Genomic DNA, 17,721 nt, shown 5'->3' on the forward strand with positions numbered 1-17,721 from the left:
GCTCAGCGGCCGGCCAGGATCTGCCCCACGTAGTTGGCGACCGCCCGCACCGCGGCGATCGTGCCGGGGTAGTCCATCCGGGTCGGGCCGACCACCCCCATGCCGCCGAGCACCACGTCGTCGCGGCCGTAGCCGATCGAGACGACCGAGGTGCTGCGCATCTGCTCGTCTTCATTTTCCTCACCGATGCGCACCGTGATCGCACCGGGGTTGCGCGCGGCGGCCAGCAGCTTGAGCACGACGACCTGTTCCTCGAGCGCCTCGAGGACCTGGCGCAGCGAACCCGGGAAGTCGGCGACGTTGCGGGTGAGGTTCGCGGTGCCGCCGAGCACCAGGCGTTCTTCGGGGTGTTCGGCCAGTGACTCGACCAGCACCGTGGTGACGCGGATGAGCGCGTCCCGCAGCTCGCCGGGCGACTTGTCGGGCAGTTCGGCGACCCGCGCCGCGGCGTCGTTGAGCCGGCGCCCGGACATGGCCGCGTTGAGCACGGTGCGGAGCCGGGCGACGTCTTCTTCGGTGATGACGTCGCCGAGGTCGACCGTACGCTGGTCGACGCGCCCGTTGTCGGTGATCAGCACCAGCATCAGCCGCGCCGGTGTGAGCGGCACCACTTCGAGGTGGCGCACCTTGGCGTTGGTCAGCATCGGGTACTGGACGACCGCAACCTGCCTGGTCAGCTGCGCGAGCAGCCGGACCGAGCGCTTGAGGACGTCGTCGAGGTCGGTGCCGCTGTCGAGGAACGTGGTGATGGCGCGGCGCTCGGCCGCGCTCAGCGGCTTGATCTCCGAGAGCCGGTCGACGAAGAGGCGGTAGCCCTTGTCGGTCGGGACGCGGCCGGCGCTGGTGTGCGGCTGGGTGATGTAGCCCTCTTCTTCGAGCGTCGCCATGTCGTTGCGCACGGTGGCGCTCGACACACCCAGGTTGTGCCGCTCGACGATCGCCTTGGACCCGACCGGTTCCTGGTTGGACACGTAGTCGGCCACGATCGCGCGCAGCACGTCGAAGCGGCGCTCATCCGCGTTGGCCACCGGTTCCTCACCTACCTCGCTCGCTGCTCGATCCGAGTTTACGGAAGCCTGAGCCGGTCGCGCTCAACGCGGCCCGCTCCCACCGGGTAAAGAGCACGCAAACCGGCGCCCATGCATTGTTCTGGAAATGGGTTTTCCGCTTGAAGGGGGAACCGAAAACCGGTTTGCTCCCTCTGAGCCACGCATCCTTCCCCGACTGACGAGGTCGCCGTGAACAATTTTGACCCGGCTTCGGCCGGAATGCCCGAAATCGCCCGGCGCGCCGCCGAAGCGAAGGCCCGGCTGCAGCGTGTCTCGGCGACCGCCACGAGCGCCGACGGGGCCGTCACGGTCACCGTCAACACCGCCGGTGCGCTGCAGGAACTCAGCTTCGGCCCGCGGGCGGACGAGCTGCCGCGGACCCGGCTGGCCCAGGCGGTCCTGGCCGCGGCGCGCCGGGCCCAGCTCGACGCGGCGCAGCAGCTGACCGGCATCATGGCGCCGGTGATCGGCGAGCGCAGCGAGGCGATGGAATTCCTCAAGGAACAGATTCCGGCGCCCGAAGTTCCCGAAGAACGCACCGGAGAACCGCGCCGGAAACCGCCGTCCGACGACGACTTCGGCAACCCGATCCTGCGCCGGGGGCTCTGATGGCGATGCGGGTCGACTTCGACGTCCTCGGCGGGCACGAGGACGACGTCCGCGAGATCGCCGCCAAGGTCCAGCAGGCGCTCGACGCCGCCGGCACCGCGCAGGCCCTCGACTTCGACGCGTTCGGTCTGGTCGGCCAGGTCTTCGCGCTCCCCATCCAGGCGTGGCTGACCACCGCCGACGGCTTCCTCACCGCGGCGGTCGAAGCCGGCCACGAAGTCGCGGACCGGGTGAAGACCGCGCACACGGCGTTCCGCGAGCACGAGCAGAAGACGAAGTGCCTGATCGAAGGCATCGGCAAGGAGCTGCCGGCATGACAGAGAACTCGCTGGTCGCGACGGCCGAGCCGGCGGGCGGCTTCTGGAGCGGCATGGGTGACGGCTCGAAGGGCGAGCTGGACAACGTCAACGCCCAGACCGGCGGCGCGGGCATCTTCAGCGACGCCGCGTCGACGCTCACCGACGCCACGGGCGGCGACTGGGGCAACCTCGCGATGGACGTCGGCACCGACGCCCTCGACCTGCTCGGCGCGGCGATGGACCCGCTCGGCACCCTGGCGAGCGCCGGGGTCGGCTGGCTGATCGAGCACATCAGCTTCCTCAAGGACGGCCTCGACAAGCTCGCCGGCAAGCCGGAAGCGATCACGGCCAAGGCCGTGACCTGGACGAACATCGCGAAGCAGCTCACCGAGACGGCCGAAAGCTACGAGCGGAAGGCGAAGGAGGTCCAGCAGTCGTTCAGCGACTGCGGGTCCGCGGAGGCGTACCAGCGGACGGCCGAAAGCTACGTCGGCGTCCTGCGCGGCGCCGCGTCCCACGCCGAAGGCGCGTCGACGGCGATGAACGTGGGCGCGGCGCTGGTCGGTACCGAGCGCGGGCTGATCCGCGACATGATCTCGTCGTTCGTGGGCGAGCTGATCGTCAAGGCGCTGGCCGCGCTGGCGGCGTCGTGGTGCACCTTCGGCGGCACGATCGCGGCGTTCATCGCGGACACGGTGATCGAGGGCGGGGTGCTCGCGGAGAGGATCAGCACGCGCATCGCGAAGATCGTCGAGAAGCTGGAAAGCCTGGCGAAGGGCGCGGGCAAGTCGAAGGCGGCGCTCGAAGGCGCGGCGAACGCGCTGAAGAAGGCGGGGAAGGCGGCCGACCGGATCGTGGACCGCAGCGTCGAGACGGCGGCGAACATCGAGCGGAAGGCCGGCGAGCTCAAGCAGGCGGGCCGGGAGGCGAAGTCCGCCGAAGAGACGGCGAAGGGCTGGAGCGACGCCGCCAAGGAGCACGTCCCGGGCCGCGAGAAGCTCGAAGGCCCGGGCAAGTACTCCGAAGAGGGCCGCAGCGTGCTGAGCCAGCACAAGGTCCTCGACCCGAACGAAAAGGTGCACTGGAACACCGCGGACACCATCGGCGTGGCGACCGAAGGCCGCCGCCAGGAGAACGAACAGGACGACCGCTACCACGAGGCCCAGGAGGCCTACGAGAAGGAGCACCCCGAGTGAACGACCGGCCCGGGGTGGAGCCGGCCAACCGCAACGGCCGGCTCCACCCCGCACAGCGCAGTGCGCTGCTCGACCTGAACTTCTGGGTGGCGGCGGCTCTCGTCATCGCCGGTCTGGTCGTGACGGTGAGCCTCGCCGCCGTGGCGGAGACCGCGGGCGCAGTCCTGGGCACCGTGGTCCCGCTCCTGGCGATCACCGGCTGGTTCGCGTTCGTCTGCTGGCGCCGCCTCGCCGACGCGTTCGGCGGCCGGCTGACCGCGGTCACCGGCTGGACGCACGACTTCGACACCGCGCGCCTCACCGACGAGTACCCGATCGGCCTGCACCGCAGCCCGGAGGGGTTCAAGAGCCTCGAGTCGTTCAGCCTCCGCGCCGGCGGCCGGACCTACCCGCTGGAACGCAAGCTGCGCGAGCGCATCCAGCCTGGCCGGAACAACACCGTCCTGATCGCCCCGCGGTCCAAGGTGCTGATCAACGTCCTCCCGGCTTAGACGGCCTCGCCGAGGGCGTCGAACTCGGCGGCGGAGAGTTCGATGTCCGCGGCGGCGACGTTGTCCTCGAGGTGCGCGACCGACGACGTCCCCGGGATCGGCAGCACGACCGGCGACCGCTTGAGCAGCCACGCGAGCGCGAGCTGCGACGGCGAGGCGTCGTGCTCCTTCGCGAGCGCGGTCAGCGGACTGTCCGGTCCCGCGAGGGCACCGGTCGCCAGCGGGAACCACGGGATGAACGCGATGCCGTGCTCGGTGGCGTGCTCCAGCAGCGGCTCGGCGTCGCGGTTGGCCAGGTTGAACAGGTTCTGCACCGAGACGATCTCCGCCGTCTTCTGCGCTTCGTGCAGCTCGCCGACCGTGACCTCGGACAGGCCGATGTGCCGGATCTTGCCCTCGTCCTGCAGCTTCTTCAGCTCCCCGACCTGCTCGGCGACCGGCACCTTCGGGTCGATCCGGTGCAGCTGCAGCAGGTCGATCCGGTCGACGCCGAGGTGGCGCAGGCTCAGTTCGACCTGCTGCCGCAGGTACTCGGGCCGGCCGACCGGGATCCACTCGCCCGGGCCCTGGCGGGTGAAGCCGGCCTTGGTCGCGATGACCAGGTCGTCGGCGTACGGGTGCAGCGCCTTCTTGATCAGCAGGTCGGCGACGAACGGGCCGTAGGCGTCGGCCGTGTCGATCAGGTTCACGCCGAGCTCGACGGCGCGCCGCAGCACGCGGACGGCCTCGTAGGGGTCCTTCGGGTCGCCCCACACGCCCGGTCCGGTGAGCTGCATGGCGCCGTAGCCGAGGCGGGTGACCGGGAGGTCGCCGCCGATGGTGAAGGTGCCGGAGTTCTTCGCGCTCATGTTTCGTCCCAATCTTCGTCCGGGGTGTTCGGAGGGGTGAACCCCCCGGATACCCCGGACGATTCCCGGAAACGCTCAGGAGTTGCGCGGGAAGCCCAGGTTGACCCCGGCGTGCGAGCGGTCCGGCCACCGCGACGTGACGACCTTCGTCCGGGTGAAGAAGTGGAACCCTTCCGGCCCGTACGCGTGGCTGTCGCCGAACAGCGAGTCCTTCCAGCCGCCGAACGAGTAGTAGCCCACCGGCACCGGGATCGGCACGTTGACGCCGACCATGCCCACCTCGACCTCGTTCTGGAACCGGCGCGCGGCCGCACCGTCGCCGGTGAAGACGGCCGTGCCGTTGCCGTACGGGTTGGCGTTGATCAGCGCCAGCGCGTCGTCGTAGGAGGCCGTGCGCGCCACCGAAAGCACCGGGCCGAAGATCTCGTCGGTGTAGATCGACATCTCCGGGCGGACGTGGTCGAACAGCGTCGGACCGAGCCAGAAGCCGCCCTCGGAGACCTCGATGCCCCGGCCATCCACCACCAGAGACGCACCGGCGGACACCCCGGCGTCCACATAGGACTCGACGCGGGCGTGGTGGGCCGCGGTGACCAGCGGGCCCATCTCCGACTCCGGGTCGCGGCCGTCACCGACGCGCAGCCGGGACATCCGTTCGGCGATCTTCTCCACGAGCGCGTCGCCGACCGGGTCGACGGCCACGACCACCGACACCGCCATGCACCGCTCCCCCGCCGAGCCGAAGCCGGCCGACACCGCGGCGTCCGCGGCCAGGTCGAGGTCGGCGTCCGGCAGCACCACCATGTGGTTCTTCGCCCCGCCGAGGGCCTGCACGCGCTTGCCGTGCCGGGTGCCGGTTTCGTAGACGTAGCGCGCGATCGGCGTCGACCCGACGAACGAGATCGCCTTGACGTCGGCGTGCGTCAGCAGCCCGTCGACCGCGACCTTGTCGCCGTGCAGCACGTTGAGCGCGCCCGCGGGCAGCCCGGCCTCGGCGAACAGCTCCGCGATGAACACCGCGGCCGACGGGTCCTTCTCGCTCGGCTTGAGCACCACGGTGTTCCCGCAGGCCAGCGCGTTCGGGACGAACCACAGCGGCACCATGGCCGGGAAGTTGAACGGCGAGATCACACCGACCACGCCGAGGGGCTGGGCGATCGAGTAGACGTCGACACCGGTGGAGGCGTTCTCGCTGAACCCGCCCTTGAGCAGCTGGGCGGCACCGCAGGCGAACTCGACGTTCTCGATCGCGCGGGCGATCTCCCCGGCCGCGTCGGACTCGACCTTGCCGTGCTCGCTCGTGATGATCTTCGCCAGCTCGTGCTTGCGCGCGGACAGCAGCTCGCGGAAGGCGAACAGCACCCGCGTCCGGCCGGCCAGCGACGTCCCCCGCCAGCCCGGCAGCGCCGCCTTGGCCGCGGCGACGGCGGCTTCGACCTCGGCCTCGCCGGCGAAGTCGACGTGCGCCCGGACCTCCCCGGTGGCCGGGTCGAAGACCTCGCCGGAGCGCGCGGTGGTCCCGCTGAACGGCTTGCCGTCGATCCAGTGGCTGATGCGGTCGGTCACGGCGGGCACTCCTTCACTCCGGCAACGTCCCTCCGAGTCTCCGGGCGCGCGCCACGCCAGGCCATCAGCAACGTGTACGCCAGTCGGCTTCCGGCCGTACAGTCTGTCCCTGCCCATTCCCACGCCGAGGAGCCATGTACCCGACCGTCGCCGAGGTCCTCGCGCTGCCGGTGCTGCGCCAGGGCCGTCCGCACGTCGTCGCCGGCGCCGCCGGGCTGGACGCGCCGGTGCGCTGGGCGCACGTCGCCGAGGTCGCCGACATCGCGCACCTGCTGCGCGGCGGCGAGCTGGTGCTGACCACCGGCGTCGCGCTGCCCGACGACGGCCCGGCACTCGCCCGGTACGTCGCCGACCTGGCCGGGGTCGGCGCCGCCGGCGTCGTGGTCGAGCTGGTCCGGCACTGGAGCGACAAGCTGCCCGCCGCGCTGGTCGGCGCGGCCGAGGAGCACGGCCTGCCGCTGGTCACGCTCTCGCGGGAGACGCGGTTCGTGAGCGTCACCGAGGCGGTGAACGGCCAGATCGTCGACGCCCAGGTCGCCGAGCTGCGCGCGGCCGAGCGCGTGCACGAGACGTTCACCGCGCTGACGGTCGCGGGCGCCGAACCCGGTGTCGTCCTGGGCGAGGTCGCCCGGCTCACCGAACAGCCGGTCGTGCTGGAAACGCTCTCCCACGAGGTCCTCGCCTACGACGCGGCCGGCACCGACCCGGCCGAGCTGCTCACCGGCTGGCCGGCCCGGTCGCGGGTGGTCCAGGTCGGCGAGCGCACCGGCTACCACCCCGGTTCGGGCTGGCTGGTGACCGTGGTCGGCGCGCGCGGGCACGACTGGGGACGACTGATCCTGGTCTGCGCCGACCAGCCGCCGCACCGCCACCGGGTGGTCGCCGAGCGGGCCGCGTCCGCGCTCGCCGTGCACCGCCTGGTCGCCAAGGAGTCCGACGGTCTCGAACGCCAGGCCCACCGCGCGGTGCTCGCCGAGCTGCTCGCTTCGCCCGCCCCGACGGCGGAGCTGCTGGCCCGGGCTTCGGCACTGGGCGTGCCGCTGCCCGGACGGCAGCTGGTCGGGCTGGCCGTCCGGCCGCGGCTGACCGGGGTTGCGCGGCCGGCGCTGTCCACCCCGCCGGTGCTGCGCGAGCTGGCCGAGGCGACGGTGCTGGCGGCGCGCCGCGCGAAGGTCTCGGCGCTGGTGGCGACGGACGACCTCGGCGTGCGGGCCCTGATCGCGCTGTCCCCGGAGGCGAACGCCGACGCCGTGCTGCACCGGCTCGCCACCGACGTCCACGAGGCCCGCGGCAGCGCGCCGGGGGTGCTCGCGGTCGGCACGACGGTGTCATCGCCCGCCGAAGCCCGCCGGACGTTGCTGGAGGCGGGCCAGGTCGCGGCGGCGGCGCTGGGCACGGGCGCGGACCGGGTGGTGCACCGGTTGTCGGACGTCCGCCTGCGCGGCCTGCTGCACCTGCTTTCCGGCGACGACCGCGTGACGGCCTTCGCGGCGCGCGAGCTCGGGCCGTTGCTCCAGCGCGACGCCGCGACCGGCAGCCGGCTGGTGCAGGCGTTGCGCCACTACTGCGAGCAGGGCGGCAACAAATCGGCGGCGGCCGCGGCGGCCCACACCTCCCGGACGGCCTACTACCAGCAGCTCGCCCGGATCGAGCAGGTCTTGGGGGTGCGGCTGGAGGACCCCGAGTCGATGTTGTCGCTGTATGTGGCCCTACTGGCGGCGGACCTCACCCGGCCGAGCGAAGAAGACTCACCCGGACGTGCAGCACAGTGATCGGTGCCGGACGGCCGATGACACCGATATGGCCCTAATCCCCTTCGCAGCCTGCGTGCTGAGTCTCGGCTGCCTGGCACCGGCGCAGCCCCCGGCCTCGACCCTGCAGCTGACCACCCACGACACCGCCGGCCGGATCGGCTCGGTGGTGCTGACGTGCGAGCCGGTGGGTGGCACGCACCCCAAGCGCGACAAGGCGTGCGCGGTGCTGTCGGATGCCGGCGGTGACTTCTCGCGGATCACCGCGCGGCACCAGGCGTGCACGCTGATCTACGCCCCGGTGGACGTCGCGGCGATCGGTACCTGGCGCGGAAAGCCGGTGTCGTTCGACACGACGTACGCGAACCGCTGCGAGGCCGACCGGGATTCGGACGGAGTCTTCGCTTTCTGACGCAGCTCTGCGACAGCGGAACGGCATCACCCGACCGGGCACGGCCTGCTCCCGGGCAGGCTGTGCCCATGCCACCACCGATCGCCACGCCCCGGGCGCGCGCCCTGGGTTTCGGGATGAAGAGAGCCAGGCAGGCGCGGAATCTGAAGGTCCGGGAGCTGGGCCGGTTGATCGACGTGCTGCCCCAGAACATTTCCAGCTGGGAGAGCGGCAAACGCATCCCGAAGATCGAAGAGGTCGCCACGATCCTCGCCGCACTGCGGGTGGATTCGGGCGAACGCGCCCGGCTCCTCGAGCTGGCCCGCAACGCCAACGAGCCGAACTGGCTCGAACAGCACGCGCCGCCGAAGCTGGCGACCTTCGTCGAGTACGAGCAGACCGCCGCGGCGATGGCGGAATGGGCGACCGGGCTGATGCCCGGACTGCTGCAGACTCCCGGTTACATCAAGGCGCTCTTCACCTCCACAGCGCTGCCCCCGCGGGAGATCGAAACCCGGCTGATGATCAGGATCACCCGCCGCGAAGTACTGACCGGCTACCCGCCGTTGGAATACCGCGCCCTGCTCAGCGAATCTGTGCTGCACCAGAACATCGGCGGCGCGGAGGTGATGGCCGAACAGCTCCGCCACCTGCTCACCGTCGCCCGCGCCCGCAATGTTTCGGTGCGCATCGTTCCGGGCGGCCTCGGCTACCACCCCGGCCTCTACGGGCCTTTCGTCATCTTCGACTTCCACGACCTGCCGCCGATCGTGCATCTCGAGCACTATCGCGGCAGCGGCTATGTCTACGATCAGAACCACCTGGCCGATTACCGCGCGGCCATGCAGGACTTGTCCGCCCTGGCGCTCGGCGAACCCGAATCGCTCCAGCTCATCCAGGGGGTGCTCGCGGAACTGGAGGCCTAAAATGTCAGATGCCACCTGGCGGAAGTCGTCTCACAGCGGCGAAGAGACCAACTGTGTCGAAGTGCGGCTCGCCGGGCTGTCGCAGATCCGCGACACGAAAGACCGCGCGGGCGGCACACTCTCCGTCACCACCCGATCGTGGGAAGCCCTGGTGGCCTCTTTGAGCGCGCGGAAGCCGCCGGGCCGCCCCCACGACGACCCGGTGGCTTCCGCGTAACTCCTAACCACGCGCTACCCGCCGGTCCGGTTCAGCCGCAGGCGGTGGCCGGGCCGAACGTCACATCGCGAGCCGCCGAACGGCTGAAGTTCCACTCCGGCCAGCCGTCCGGGGTGTCGTCGCGCAGGACCTGGCGCAGCACGCACGTGCGCAGTGGCTCGTGCAGGCGGTCCGAGACGACCGGGACCACGTCGGCCGAGAAGCGGGCCAGGTAGCCGTCGTCAAGGATCTTGCCGGCGGCGGCGCGGTCGAGGTTGGCGTCGGCGATGAGGCGTTCCGGGTCGAGGATCGCGAGGCCGAGCAGCGCCGCCGCGGCCGTGCCGATCGCCGCGCGCGGCAGCCACGCCGGGCGCAGCCGGACCAGCGCCGCCAGTACCAGCACGAACACCGCGCCGAACCAGAGTTCGCAGAGCTCGACCAGCAGCCGCAGCACGGTGAAGCCGTACGCCTGCTGGTAGGTCCACATGCGACTCAACGCCGAACCGACGAGCACCAGGGTGAGCGCGCTGAGCGTGCCGAGCAGGACGCGCTGCCGGAGCCGCTCGGCTTTCGTCGAGTCCGGCGCCCACCGCAGCGCCGCGGCGACGATGGCCAGCGTCAGCACGGTGACGGCGCACAGCTGCCAGAAGCCGCCGCGGGCGTACTCCGCCGACGTCAGGTTGCTCGTGCGCAGGACGTACTCGGTGCCGCCGAAGAGCACGACCAGCCGAACCCCGACGAAAACGCTGAACACCAGGGCGAGCACGACCAGCGGGACCGTCCACTCCAGACCGTATCCGCTCCGGTGTGGACGGACACCCGAGACGCGGCCCGGCGGCGCGGCGAGGAAGTAACAAGCTCCGGCGACGACCAGCGCGACGACGGCGAACACCGAGCACCACCGCACGAGCGTCGCGACGCTGAGATCGGGGATCACGGCGTTGACGACGGCGGCGAAGGCGGCATCGGCACTGGCCAGCAGCGGCACGAAGACCCCGACGAGACCGGCGGCGGCCAGCACGGCGAGCGCGATCCGCCGGGCGACCCCGTCACGGCGGGCGGTGAAGCGGCGGGCCCCGCGCCCGACCCACGGAATGGCCCGGAAGGCTTCGATCGGGACGGCGAGCATGTCGTAGAGAACGGAGTGCACGGTCCGCTCCCCGACCACGGCCAGCGACCCGGTCACGACGGCGGCGATGACGCAGAGGGCGAACAGCCACCCGGAAGCCCGCACGGCCCCCACGGCGAGCAGCCCGAGCGTGAGGGCGGCCCACCCGGCGCCACGCCAGGTGAAGGCGCTTTCCGCCCCGTCCCGCGAACGCCGGTCGGCCACGACGACGGCGGCGGTCACAGCCAGCCCGGAGAGCAGCCACCCCACCCCGGGCCGGTCGACGGGCAGCAGCAGGGCCCCGGCCACCCCGGCCAGCCCCGCGGCGGGAAGAACGGCGGGCGGCAGCGGAACGACAGCGGACTTCGGCGGCGGGATCGGCCGCATGAACACGGGCGTAGCGGCCACGGCGACCCCGCCACCGATGGCAGCGGGCGACCCGACCGCCATTTCCGGACCACGGGCCTCGCCGGTCTCCCGCGTGGCCGCCGATCGCTTGCCCCGGGGCACCCCGGAACCACCGACATGAGTCTTGGGCATTTCGCCTCTTCCTCGAGATCCCACGTTCACTTTTGCGAATACCGGCGTCCGCGCCCCCTCCGGGCACCGCGCCGAGCAGGACTCAGACCGGCAGCGTCACCCGGATCCGGCTCCCCGTCTCCGGCGCCGGATCGACCACCCCGATCGTTCCCCCGTGCAGCTCCACCGCCCACCGGGCGATCGCCAGCCCCAGCCCCGTGCCCCCGCCCGAGGGCCGCTCGCCGCGGGTGAACCGCTCGAACACCCGCTCCCGGTCCGCCGGCGCGATCCCCGGCCCCTCGTCGCACACGTCGATGCGCACGTCGTCCGGCCGCACCTGCGCCACCACCCGGACCTGGCCACCGGCCGGGCCGTGGCGGGCCGCGTTCTCCAGCAGGTTGGCCACCACCTGGAACAGCCGTCCGCGGTCCGCCGTCACCAGCGCGCCCTCCGGGGACACCGACACCTCGAACGTCACCCCGCGGCCCGCGAACCTCGCCTCGCCGATCACTTCGGACAGCAGCGACCACAGCGAAAACGACGTCTTGTGGAGTGAAAGCGCTCCCGCGTCCAGCCGCGACAGGTCCAGCAGCTCGTCCACCAGCGCCGCCAGGCGCTCGGTCTGCTGCAGCGCCGTCTTGAGCGTCCCCGGATCGGGGTCCTCGACGCCGTCGACGAGGTTCTCCAGCACGCCGTTCAACGCCGTGATCGGGGTCCGCAGCTCGTGGGACACGTTCGCGATCAGCTCCCGGCGCTGGCGGTCCGCGTCGCCGAGGTCCCCGGCCATCTGGTTGAACGCCTGCGCCAGCACCCCGACCTCGTCACGCGTGGTGGCCCGGATCCGCCGCGTGTAGTCGCCCTTCGCCATCGCGCGCGCCGCCGCGGTCATCTCGCGCAGCGGGCGCGTCATGCCGTGCGCCAGCACCTGCGACAACACCAGCGCGAGCACCATCGCGGTGATCGTCGTCCTCGGCGGCAGCCAGCCGATCTGCCAGTTGAAGAACGCGAACGCGATGCCGCCGGAGGCGACCATCAGGATCGCCAGCTTCAGCTTGATCGACCGGATCCGGTCCAGGGGCCTCGGCACGAAGTTCACGATCCCGCCTCCAGTGCATAACCGACGCCGTGCACGGTCCGGATCAGGTCCGCGCCGAGCTTCCGCCGCAGCGCCTTGATGTGGCTGTCCACCGCCCGGGTGCCCGCGGACGTGCCGTGGACGTCCCAGTCCCACACCTCCGAGAGCAGCCGTTCGCGCGGCTGCACCACCCGCGGCCGCCGCGCGAAGTGCACCAGCAGGTCGAACTCGATCGGCGTCAGCTGCGCCGCGACCCCGGCCCGGGCGACGCGCCGCTGGTCGACGTCGATCTCGAGGTCGCCGAGCACGATCCGGGTGCCGGCCACCGAAGCCGATCGCTCGACCCGCCGCAGCAGCGCGTGCACCCGCGCGGTCAGCACCCGCATCGAAAACGGCTTCGTGAGGTAGTCGTCGGCACCGACGCCCAGCCCGACCAGCATGTCCGTCTCGTCGGCCCGCGCGGTCAGCATCAGCACCGGCACCGGGCGGCGGCCCTGGATCCGGCGGCAGACCTCGAGGCCGTCGAACCCCGGCAGCATCACGTCGAGCACCACCAGGTCCGGCTCCGAAGCGGTGTCCGCCTCGACGGCGGCCGGTCCGTCGTGGACGACCTCCACCCCGAACCCTTCGGCCCGCAGCCGGGCCGCGATCGACCCGGCGATCGTGACGTCGTCCTCGACGACGAGCACCCGCCGCCCAGCCAGTTCCATGACCACGACCCTAAGCACCTCCGGTGGAGACGGTCCGCGTGAAGTGTGAAGATCCTGTGGAGACGTTTCACCCTCTTTGCCGGTTGATGACGGCCGGATGTGTGACACAGGTCATGCACCCCCGGACCCCTCCGCGCAATCGACAGACTGCACTCCTGATCAGCGAAGAGTGAACAGACTGCCGTTGCCCCGGCGATGACCAGGCGCGCAGGATTCCGCAATGGCGCCGACACCCGCAGACCAGCGCGTGCACGACGACGGCCGGGTCGAGCTCGACCCCGCCGACGTCGGGTCTCTCGAAGGCAGCCGGTTCTTCAACGAAGAGCTGGCCCCCGTCCCCGTCGAACGACGGACCTGGACCACCTACAACTACTTCGCGCTCTGGATGGGGATGGCGCACAACATCCCCAGTTACGCCCTGGCCGCGTCGCTCATCGCGCTCGGCATGAACTGGGTGCAGGCGCTGCTCACGATCACCATCGGCAACCTCGTCGTGCTCGCGCCGATGCTGCTCAACAGCCACGCCGGCACCAAGTACGGCATCCCGTTCCCGGTGTTCGCCCGCGCGTTCTACGGCCTGCGCGGCGCCAACCTGGCCGCGCTGCTGCGCGCGTTCATCGCGTGCGGCTGGTTCGGCATCCAGACCTGGGTCGGCGGCGAGGCCATCTACGTCATCCTCGGCCGCCTGCTCGGCTCGTGGTGGCGCGACTCGGCGATGGTCGGCGGCCAGCACTGGACGCTGTGGCTGTCTTTCGTGGTCTTCTGGATCGGCCAGATGCTCATCATCTGGCGCGGCATGGACGCGGTCCGCCGGTTCGAGAACTGGACCGCGCCGCTGGTGTCCGTCGGCTTCCTGATCATGCTCGGGTACGTGCTGGTCAAGGCGGGCGGGCTCGGCCCGATCCTGTCGTCGCCCGGCGAACTGGGCTGGGGCCCGGACTTCTGGAAGGTGTTCGCGCCGTCGCTGATGGCGATGATCGCGTTCTGGTCGACGCTGTCGCTGAACATGCCGGACTTCACCCGCTTCGGCGGCAGCCAGCGCAAGCAGGTCCGCGGCCAGATCCTCGGCCTGCCGACGACGATGACGTTCATCGCGATCGTGGCCATCCTGACGACGTCGGGCGGCCACGTGCTCTACGGCGAGGACATCTGGGACCCGGCGAAGCTGGCGGACAAGTTCACCAGCCCGGCCGTGGTCGTCGTCGCACTGGTCGCGCTGGTGCTCGCCACGATTTCGGCCAACCTCGCGGCCAACGTCGTCAGCCCGTCCTACGACTTCTCGAACGCGTTCCCGAAGAAGATCACGTTCGCCGTCGGCGGCGGCATCACCGGCGTCATCGGCATCCTCATCCAGCCGTGGCGGCTGTACTCCGACCCGAACATCTACATCTTCGCGTGGCTCGGCTTCTACGGCGGCCTGCTCGGTGCGGTCGCCGGGGTGCTCGTCGCCGGCTACTGGGTCGTCAACCGCACGAAGCTGCGGCTGAAGGACCTCTACACACCCGATGGGGTGTATTGGTTCAGCGGCGGCTGGAACTGGCGCGCGCTGGTCGCCACGCTGGTGGGAGCACTGTTGGCGGTCGGCGGCGCCTACAGCGCCGACAACTCCGGGCCGTTCCCCGCCGACGGGCTCATCCCGTTCCTCAAGCCGCTTTACGACTACAACTGGGTGATCGGTCTGGTCGGCGCGTTCGCCGTCTTCACCGCCCTCGCCCTGCCCGCAACGAAGGAGGAGACCAGTGAGCGTGGTTCGAGCCGGATTGATCCAGCAGCGGTGGACGGGTGACAAGGAGTCCATGATCAAGGCGGCGGTCGACCACATCGCCACCGCCGCCTCGCAGGGCGCCCAGGTCGTCTGCCTCCAGGAACTGTTCTACGGGCCGTACTTCTGCCAGGTGCAGGACGCCGACTACTACTCCTACACCGAGGCCATCCCCGACGGCCCGACGACCAAGCTCATGCAGGAGGTGGCCGAGCGGCACGGGATCGTGCTGATCGTGCCGATGTACGAGGTCGAGCAGCCCGGCGTCTACTACAACACCGCCGCGGTGATCGACGCCGACGGCACCTACCTCGGCAAGTACCGCAAGAACCACATCCCGCAGGTGCAGGGGTTCTGGGAGAAGTTCTACTTCCGCCCCGGCAACCTCGGCTACCCGGTGTTCGACACGGCCGTGGGCCGCATCGGCGTCTACATCTGCTACGAGCGGCACTTCCCGGAGGGCTGGCGCGCGCTCGGCCTGGCCGGCGCGAAGATCGTGTTCAACCCGTCGGCGACCAGCCGCAGCCTGTCGCAGTACCTCTGGCGGCTGGAGCAGCCGGCGGCCGCGGTGGCGAACGAGTACTTCGTCGGCGCGATCAACCGGGTGGGCGTGGAACCGCTGGGCGACAACGACTTCTACGGCCAGACGTACTTCGTCGACCCGCGCGGCCAGCTGGTCGGCGACGCGGCGTCCGACACCGACGACGAGGTCGTGGTGCGCGACCTCGACCTGGGGCTGCTCGACGAGGTCCGGAACCAGTGGGCGTTCTACCGCGACCGCCGCCCGGACACCTACGGCCCCCTCGCGGAGGCCTGATGACCACGCTCATCCAGGGCGGCCAGGTCGTTTCGCCGTCGGGCGCGCTCCTGGCGGACGTCCTCGTCGACGGCGAGACCATCGCCGCCGTCGGGGCGCCCGGGACGCTCTCCGGCGACGAGACGATCGACGCCACCGGGAAGTACGTGCTGCCCGGCGGCATCGACGCGCACACCCACATGGAGATGCCCTTCGGCGGCACCCATTCGGTCGACACGTTCTCGACCGGCACCACCGCCGCGGCGTGGGGCGGCACGACCACGATCATCGACTTCGCCGTACAGGCCAAGGGCACGTCATTGTTGTCCACTTTGGACAAGTGGCACGCGAAGGCGGACGGCAACTGCGCCATCGACTACGGCTTCCACATGATCGTCTCCGACGTCAACGACCAGTCGCTGAAGGAGATGGAAGCCTGTATCGACGGCGGCGTCGGCAGCTTCAAGATGTTCATGGCGTACCCGGGGGTGTTCTACTCCACGGACGGGGAAATCCTGCTGGCGATGCAGAAAGCGCGGGAAATCGGCGCTACGATCATGATGCACGCGGAGAACGGCATCGCGATCGACCAGCTGGCGGCGCAGGCTGTAGCCGCAGGCAATACCGACCCCGTCCAACACGGCCTGACGCGGCCACCGGAACTGGAAGGAGAGGCGACATCACGAGCGATCCAGCTCGCCAAGGTGACCGGTTCGCCGCTCTACATCGTGCACCTGTCGGCGTCGCAAGCGCTTGCGGCGGTCGCGGAGGCGCGTAACGAGGGGCAGAACGTCTTCGCCGAGACGTGCCCGCAATACCTGTACCTGTCCATTGAGGACCTGGCGAAGCCGGACTTCGAGGGCGCGAAGTACGTGGCTTCGCCGCCACTGCGGGAGAAGTCGCACCAGGCGGACCTGTGGCGTGGGCTGCGGACGAACGACCTGTCCGTGGTGTCCACCGACCACTGCCCGTTCTGCTTCAAGGACCAGAAGGAGCTGGGCCGCGGCGACTTCCGGGCCATCCCGAACGGGATGCCGGGCGTCGAGCACCGGATGGACCTGCTGCACCAGGGCGTCGTGGCCGGACAGCTGACGCTCGGCCGGTGGGTCGAGACGTGCTCGGCCACCCCGGCGCGGATGTTCGGGCTGTACCCGCGCAAGGGCGTCATCGCGGCGGGTTCCGACGCGGACATCGTGATCTACGACCCTTCGGCCAAGCAGACGCTGTCGGCTTCGACGCACCACATGAACGTGGACTACTCGGCGTACGAAGGGTTCGAGATCACCGGCCGCGTGCACACGGTGCTGTCGCGGGGGCGCGTTGTCGTGTCGCCTGCCGGTTTCTCGGGCTCGACGTCACACGGCAAGTTCCTGTCCCGTTCGCTGAACCAGTACCTGAACTGAGGCCGCGATGGATTTCGGGATCGTGCTGCAGACCGACCCGCCCGCGCGGGACGTCGTGCGGCTCATGAAGGACGCCGAAGCCGCCGGGTTCCGGTACGGCTGGACGTTCGACTCCTGCGTGCTGTGGCAGGAACCGTTCGTCATCTACTCGGCGATCCTGGCGGCGACGTCGTCCCTCGTCGTGGGGCCCATGGTGACCAGCCCGGGCACGCGGGACTGGTCGGTGCTGGCGTCGACGTTCGCCACGCTCAACGACATGTACGGCAACCGGACGGTCTGCGGCATCGGCCGCGGCGACTCCGCGCACCGGGTGGTCGGCAAGCCGCCGTCCACCTTGGCCACCGTCCGCGACTGCATGCGCGTGGTCAAGGACCTGGCCGAGGGCCGCTCGGTGACCATGAACGAGAAGACCGTGCAGATCCCGTGGATCTCGAACGGGCAGCTCGAGATGTGGATGGCCGGCTACGGGCCGAAGGCGCTGCAGACGGTCGGCGAGCACGCCGACGGCTTCATCCTCCAGTGCGCGGACCCGGCGATCGCCCGCTGGACGATCGGCGCGGTCCGCGACGCGGCCCGGGCGGCCGGGCGAGACCCGGCCGGCATCACGATCTGCGTCGCGGCCCCGGCGTACGTCGGCGAAGACGTGGCGCACCAGCGCGAACAGCTGCGCTGGTTCGGCGGGATGGTCGGCAACCACGTCGCGGACCTGGTGGCGCGGTACGGCTCGTCGGGGGCGGTACCGCGGGAGCTGACGGACTACATCCGCGAGCGCGAAGGCTACGACTACAGCCACCACGGCAAGGCGGGCAACCCGTCGACGGAGTTCGTCCCGGACGAGATCGTCGACCGGTTCTGCCTGCTGGGGCCGGCGTCGGCCCACGTCGAGCGGCTGCAGGAACTCGCGGACCTGGGCGTCGACCAGTTCTCGCTGTACCTGATGCACGACGACCGCGAGGCGACGCTGGCGTCCTACGGGTCGCAGATCATCCCGAAGCTCACCGCGTAGGGCCCGCCCTACCCCGGTTC

18 protein-coding genes are annotated in these 17,721 nt (G+C 70.7%); 12 read left to right on the top strand and 6 right to left on the bottom strand.

The window, feature by feature from the left end; translation table 11 throughout:
* Window positions 1-2: 2 nt before the first annotated feature.
* On the bottom strand, window positions 3-1,028 hold the full coding sequence (hrcA, locus tag ISP_RS34010; protein WP_013228404.1) for a heat-inducible transcriptional repressor HrcA: 1,026 nt from the start codon (window positions 1,026-1,028) through the stop codon (window positions 3-5).
* A gap of 210 nt (window positions 1,029-1,238) precedes the next feature.
* Between hrcA and ISP_RS34015 the strand changes: the two genes are divergently transcribed.
* The 4 genes from ISP_RS34015 to ISP_RS34030 are packed head-to-tail and all read left to right on the top strand — an operon-like array spanning window position 1,239 to window position 3,644.
* The gene (locus ISP_RS34015; protein WP_013228405.1) at window positions 1,239-1,658 is read left to right on the top strand and encodes a YbaB/EbfC family nucleoid-associated protein; all 420 of its coding nucleotides are present in this window, start codon (window positions 1,239-1,241) and stop codon (window positions 1,656-1,658) included.
* Window positions 1,658-1,975 carry a type VII secretion target gene (locus ISP_RS34020; protein ID WP_013228406.1) on the top strand — a complete coding sequence of 106 codons (318 nt, stop codon included), beginning with the start codon at window positions 1,658-1,660 and terminating at the stop codon, window positions 1,973-1,975. Before ISP_RS34015 ends, ISP_RS34020 begins: the two co-directional genes overlap by 1 nt.
* Window positions 1,972-3,153, top strand: coding sequence for a PPE domain-containing protein (locus ISP_RS34025; RefSeq protein WP_013228407.1), 1,182 nt, complete (start codon window positions 1,972-1,974; stop codon window positions 3,151-3,153). The genes ISP_RS34020 and ISP_RS34025 overlap by 4 nt, the downstream gene beginning before the upstream one ends.
* The gene (locus ISP_RS34030; protein ID WP_013228408.1) at window positions 3,150-3,644 is read left to right on the top strand and encodes a hypothetical protein; all 495 of its coding nucleotides are present in this window, start codon (window positions 3,150-3,152) and stop codon (window positions 3,642-3,644) included. Before ISP_RS34025 ends, ISP_RS34030 begins: the two co-directional genes overlap by 4 nt.
* Here ISP_RS34030 and ISP_RS34035 read toward each other — a convergent pair.
* Both ISP_RS34035 and ISP_RS34040 read right to left on the bottom strand, forming a co-directional pair.
* Window positions 3,641-4,492, bottom strand: a complete 852-nt coding sequence (locus ISP_RS34035; RefSeq protein WP_013228409.1) for an aldo/keto reductase — start codon at window positions 4,490-4,492, stop codon at window positions 3,641-3,643. The two genes, ISP_RS34030 and ISP_RS34035, sit on opposite strands and share 4 nt — an antisense overlap.
* A 75-nt stretch (window positions 4,493-4,567) precedes the next feature.
* Complete coding sequence (locus tag ISP_RS34040; protein WP_014467505.1) at window positions 4,568-6,058, bottom strand: CoA-acylating methylmalonate-semialdehyde dehydrogenase; 1,491 nt, start codon at window positions 6,056-6,058, stop codon at window positions 4,568-4,570.
* Between the two features lie 134 nt (window positions 6,059-6,192).
* On the opposite strand from ISP_RS34040, the gene ISP_RS34045 reads away from it, so the two are divergent.
* The 4 genes from ISP_RS34045 (at window position 6,193) to ISP_RS34060 (ending at window position 9,343) form a co-directional block, all read left to right on the top strand.
* On the top strand, window positions 6,193-7,830 hold the full coding sequence (locus ISP_RS34045) for a PucR family transcriptional regulator (protein WP_013228411.1): 1,638 nt from the start codon (window positions 6,193-6,195) through the stop codon (window positions 7,828-7,830).
* A gap of 28 nt (window positions 7,831-7,858) precedes the next feature.
* The gene (locus ISP_RS34050) at window positions 7,859-8,221 is read left to right on the top strand and encodes an SSI family serine proteinase inhibitor (protein ID WP_034285768.1); all 363 of its coding nucleotides are present in this window, start codon (window positions 7,859-7,861) and stop codon (window positions 8,219-8,221) included.
* Window positions 8,222-8,289: 68 nt separating this feature from the next.
* Complete coding sequence (locus tag ISP_RS34055) at window positions 8,290-9,126, top strand: helix-turn-helix domain-containing protein (RefSeq protein ID WP_230468489.1); 837 nt, start codon at window positions 8,290-8,292, stop codon at window positions 9,124-9,126.
* A gap of 1 nt (window position 9,127) precedes the next feature.
* Window positions 9,128-9,343, top strand: coding sequence for a DUF397 domain-containing protein (locus ISP_RS34060; RefSeq protein WP_013228414.1), 216 nt, complete (start codon window positions 9,128-9,130; stop codon window positions 9,341-9,343).
* 31 nt (window positions 9,344-9,374) lie between these two features.
* Here the strand turns inward: ISP_RS34060 and ISP_RS34065 are convergent, their stop codons facing one another.
* The 3 genes from ISP_RS34065 to ISP_RS34075 all read right to left on the bottom strand — a co-directional run bounded on the left by ISP_RS34065 (window position 9,375) and on the right by ISP_RS34075 (window position 12,734).
* Window positions 9,375-10,880, bottom strand: a complete 1,506-nt coding sequence (locus tag ISP_RS34065; protein ID WP_013228415.1) for a DUF4153 domain-containing protein — start codon at window positions 10,878-10,880, stop codon at window positions 9,375-9,377.
* 172 nt (window positions 10,881-11,052) lie between these two features.
* Window positions 11,053-12,045, bottom strand: coding sequence for a HAMP domain-containing sensor histidine kinase (locus ISP_RS34070; RefSeq protein WP_013228416.1), 993 nt, complete (start codon window positions 12,043-12,045; stop codon window positions 11,053-11,055).
* Window positions 12,042-12,734 carry a response regulator transcription factor gene (locus tag ISP_RS34075; RefSeq protein WP_041449647.1) on the bottom strand — a complete coding sequence of 231 codons (693 nt, stop codon included), beginning with the start codon at window positions 12,732-12,734 and terminating at the stop codon, window positions 12,042-12,044. The genes ISP_RS34070 and ISP_RS34075 overlap by 4 nt, the downstream gene beginning before the upstream one ends.
* 220 nt (window positions 12,735-12,954) lie before the next feature.
* On the opposite strand from ISP_RS34075, the gene ISP_RS34080 reads away from it, so the two are divergent.
* The 4 genes from ISP_RS34080 to ISP_RS34095 are packed head-to-tail and all read left to right on the top strand — an operon-like array spanning window position 12,955 to window position 17,701.
* Window positions 12,955-14,520, top strand: a complete 1,566-nt coding sequence (locus ISP_RS34080; protein ID WP_013228418.1) for an NCS1 family nucleobase:cation symporter-1 — start codon at window positions 12,955-12,957, stop codon at window positions 14,518-14,520.
* Between the two features lie 10 nt (window positions 14,521-14,530).
* Window positions 14,531-15,313, top strand: coding sequence for a nitrilase-related carbon-nitrogen hydrolase (locus ISP_RS34085; protein WP_014467507.1), 783 nt, complete (start codon window positions 14,531-14,533; stop codon window positions 15,311-15,313).
* On the top strand, window positions 15,313-16,695 hold the full coding sequence (gene hydA, locus ISP_RS34090) for a dihydropyrimidinase (protein ID WP_013228420.1): 1,383 nt from the start codon (window positions 15,313-15,315) through the stop codon (window positions 16,693-16,695). The genes ISP_RS34085 and hydA overlap by 1 nt, the downstream gene beginning before the upstream one ends.
* Before the next feature lie 7 nt (window positions 16,696-16,702).
* On the top strand, window positions 16,703-17,701 hold the full coding sequence (locus tag ISP_RS34095) for a TIGR03842 family LLM class F420-dependent oxidoreductase (RefSeq protein WP_013228421.1): 999 nt from the start codon (window positions 16,703-16,705) through the stop codon (window positions 17,699-17,701).
* The last annotated feature ends 20 nt before the right edge of the window (window positions 17,702-17,721 follow it).

It is taken from the genome of Amycolatopsis mediterranei (assembly GCF_026017845.1).
In the GTDB taxonomy this organism is placed as follows: domain Bacteria; phylum Actinomycetota; class Actinomycetes; order Mycobacteriales; family Pseudonocardiaceae; genus Amycolatopsis; species Amycolatopsis mediterranei.

Bases quoted from the DNA above. Each gene is read 5' to 3' on its own strand.
- ISP_RS34020 (WP_013228406.1), top strand. From the start codon at position 1,658: ATGGCGATGCGGGTCGACTTCGACGTCCTCGGCGGGCACGAGGACGAC.
- ISP_RS34025 (WP_013228407.1), top strand. From the start codon at position 1,972: ATGACAGAGAACTCGCTGGTCGCGACGGCCGAGCCGGCGGGCGGCTTC.
- ISP_RS34035 (WP_013228409.1), bottom strand. From the start codon at position 4,492: ATGAGCGCGAAGAACTCCGGCACCTTCACCATCGGCGGCGACCTCCCG.
- ISP_RS34045 (WP_013228411.1), top strand. From the start codon at position 6,193: ATGTACCCGACCGTCGCCGAGGTCCTCGCGCTGCCGGTGCTGCGCCAG.
- ISP_RS34050 (WP_034285768.1), top strand. From the start codon at position 7,859: ATGGCCCTAATCCCCTTCGCAGCCTGCGTGCTGAGTCTCGGCTGCCTG.
- ISP_RS34055 (WP_230468489.1), top strand. From the start codon at position 8,290: ATGCCACCACCGATCGCCACGCCCCGGGCGCGCGCCCTGGGTTTCGGG.
- ISP_RS34060 (WP_013228414.1), top strand. From the start codon at position 9,128: ATGTCAGATGCCACCTGGCGGAAGTCGTCTCACAGCGGCGAAGAGACC.
- ISP_RS34065 (WP_013228415.1), bottom strand. From the start codon at position 10,880: ATGGCGGTCGGGTCGCCCGCTGCCATCGGTGGCGGGGTCGCCGTGGCC.
- ISP_RS34075 (WP_041449647.1), bottom strand. From the start codon at position 12,734: ATGGAACTGGCTGGGCGGCGGGTGCTCGTCGTCGAGGACGACGTCACG.
- ISP_RS34080 (WP_013228418.1), top strand. From the start codon at position 12,955: ATGGCGCCGACACCCGCAGACCAGCGCGTGCACGACGACGGCCGGGTC.
- ISP_RS34085 (WP_014467507.1), top strand. From the start codon at position 14,531: ATGATCAAGGCGGCGGTCGACCACATCGCCACCGCCGCCTCGCAGGGC.
- hydA (WP_013228420.1), top strand. From the start codon at position 15,313: ATGACCACGCTCATCCAGGGCGGCCAGGTCGTTTCGCCGTCGGGCGCG.
- ISP_RS34095 (WP_013228421.1), top strand. From the start codon at position 16,703: ATGGATTTCGGGATCGTGCTGCAGACCGACCCGCCCGCGCGGGACGTC.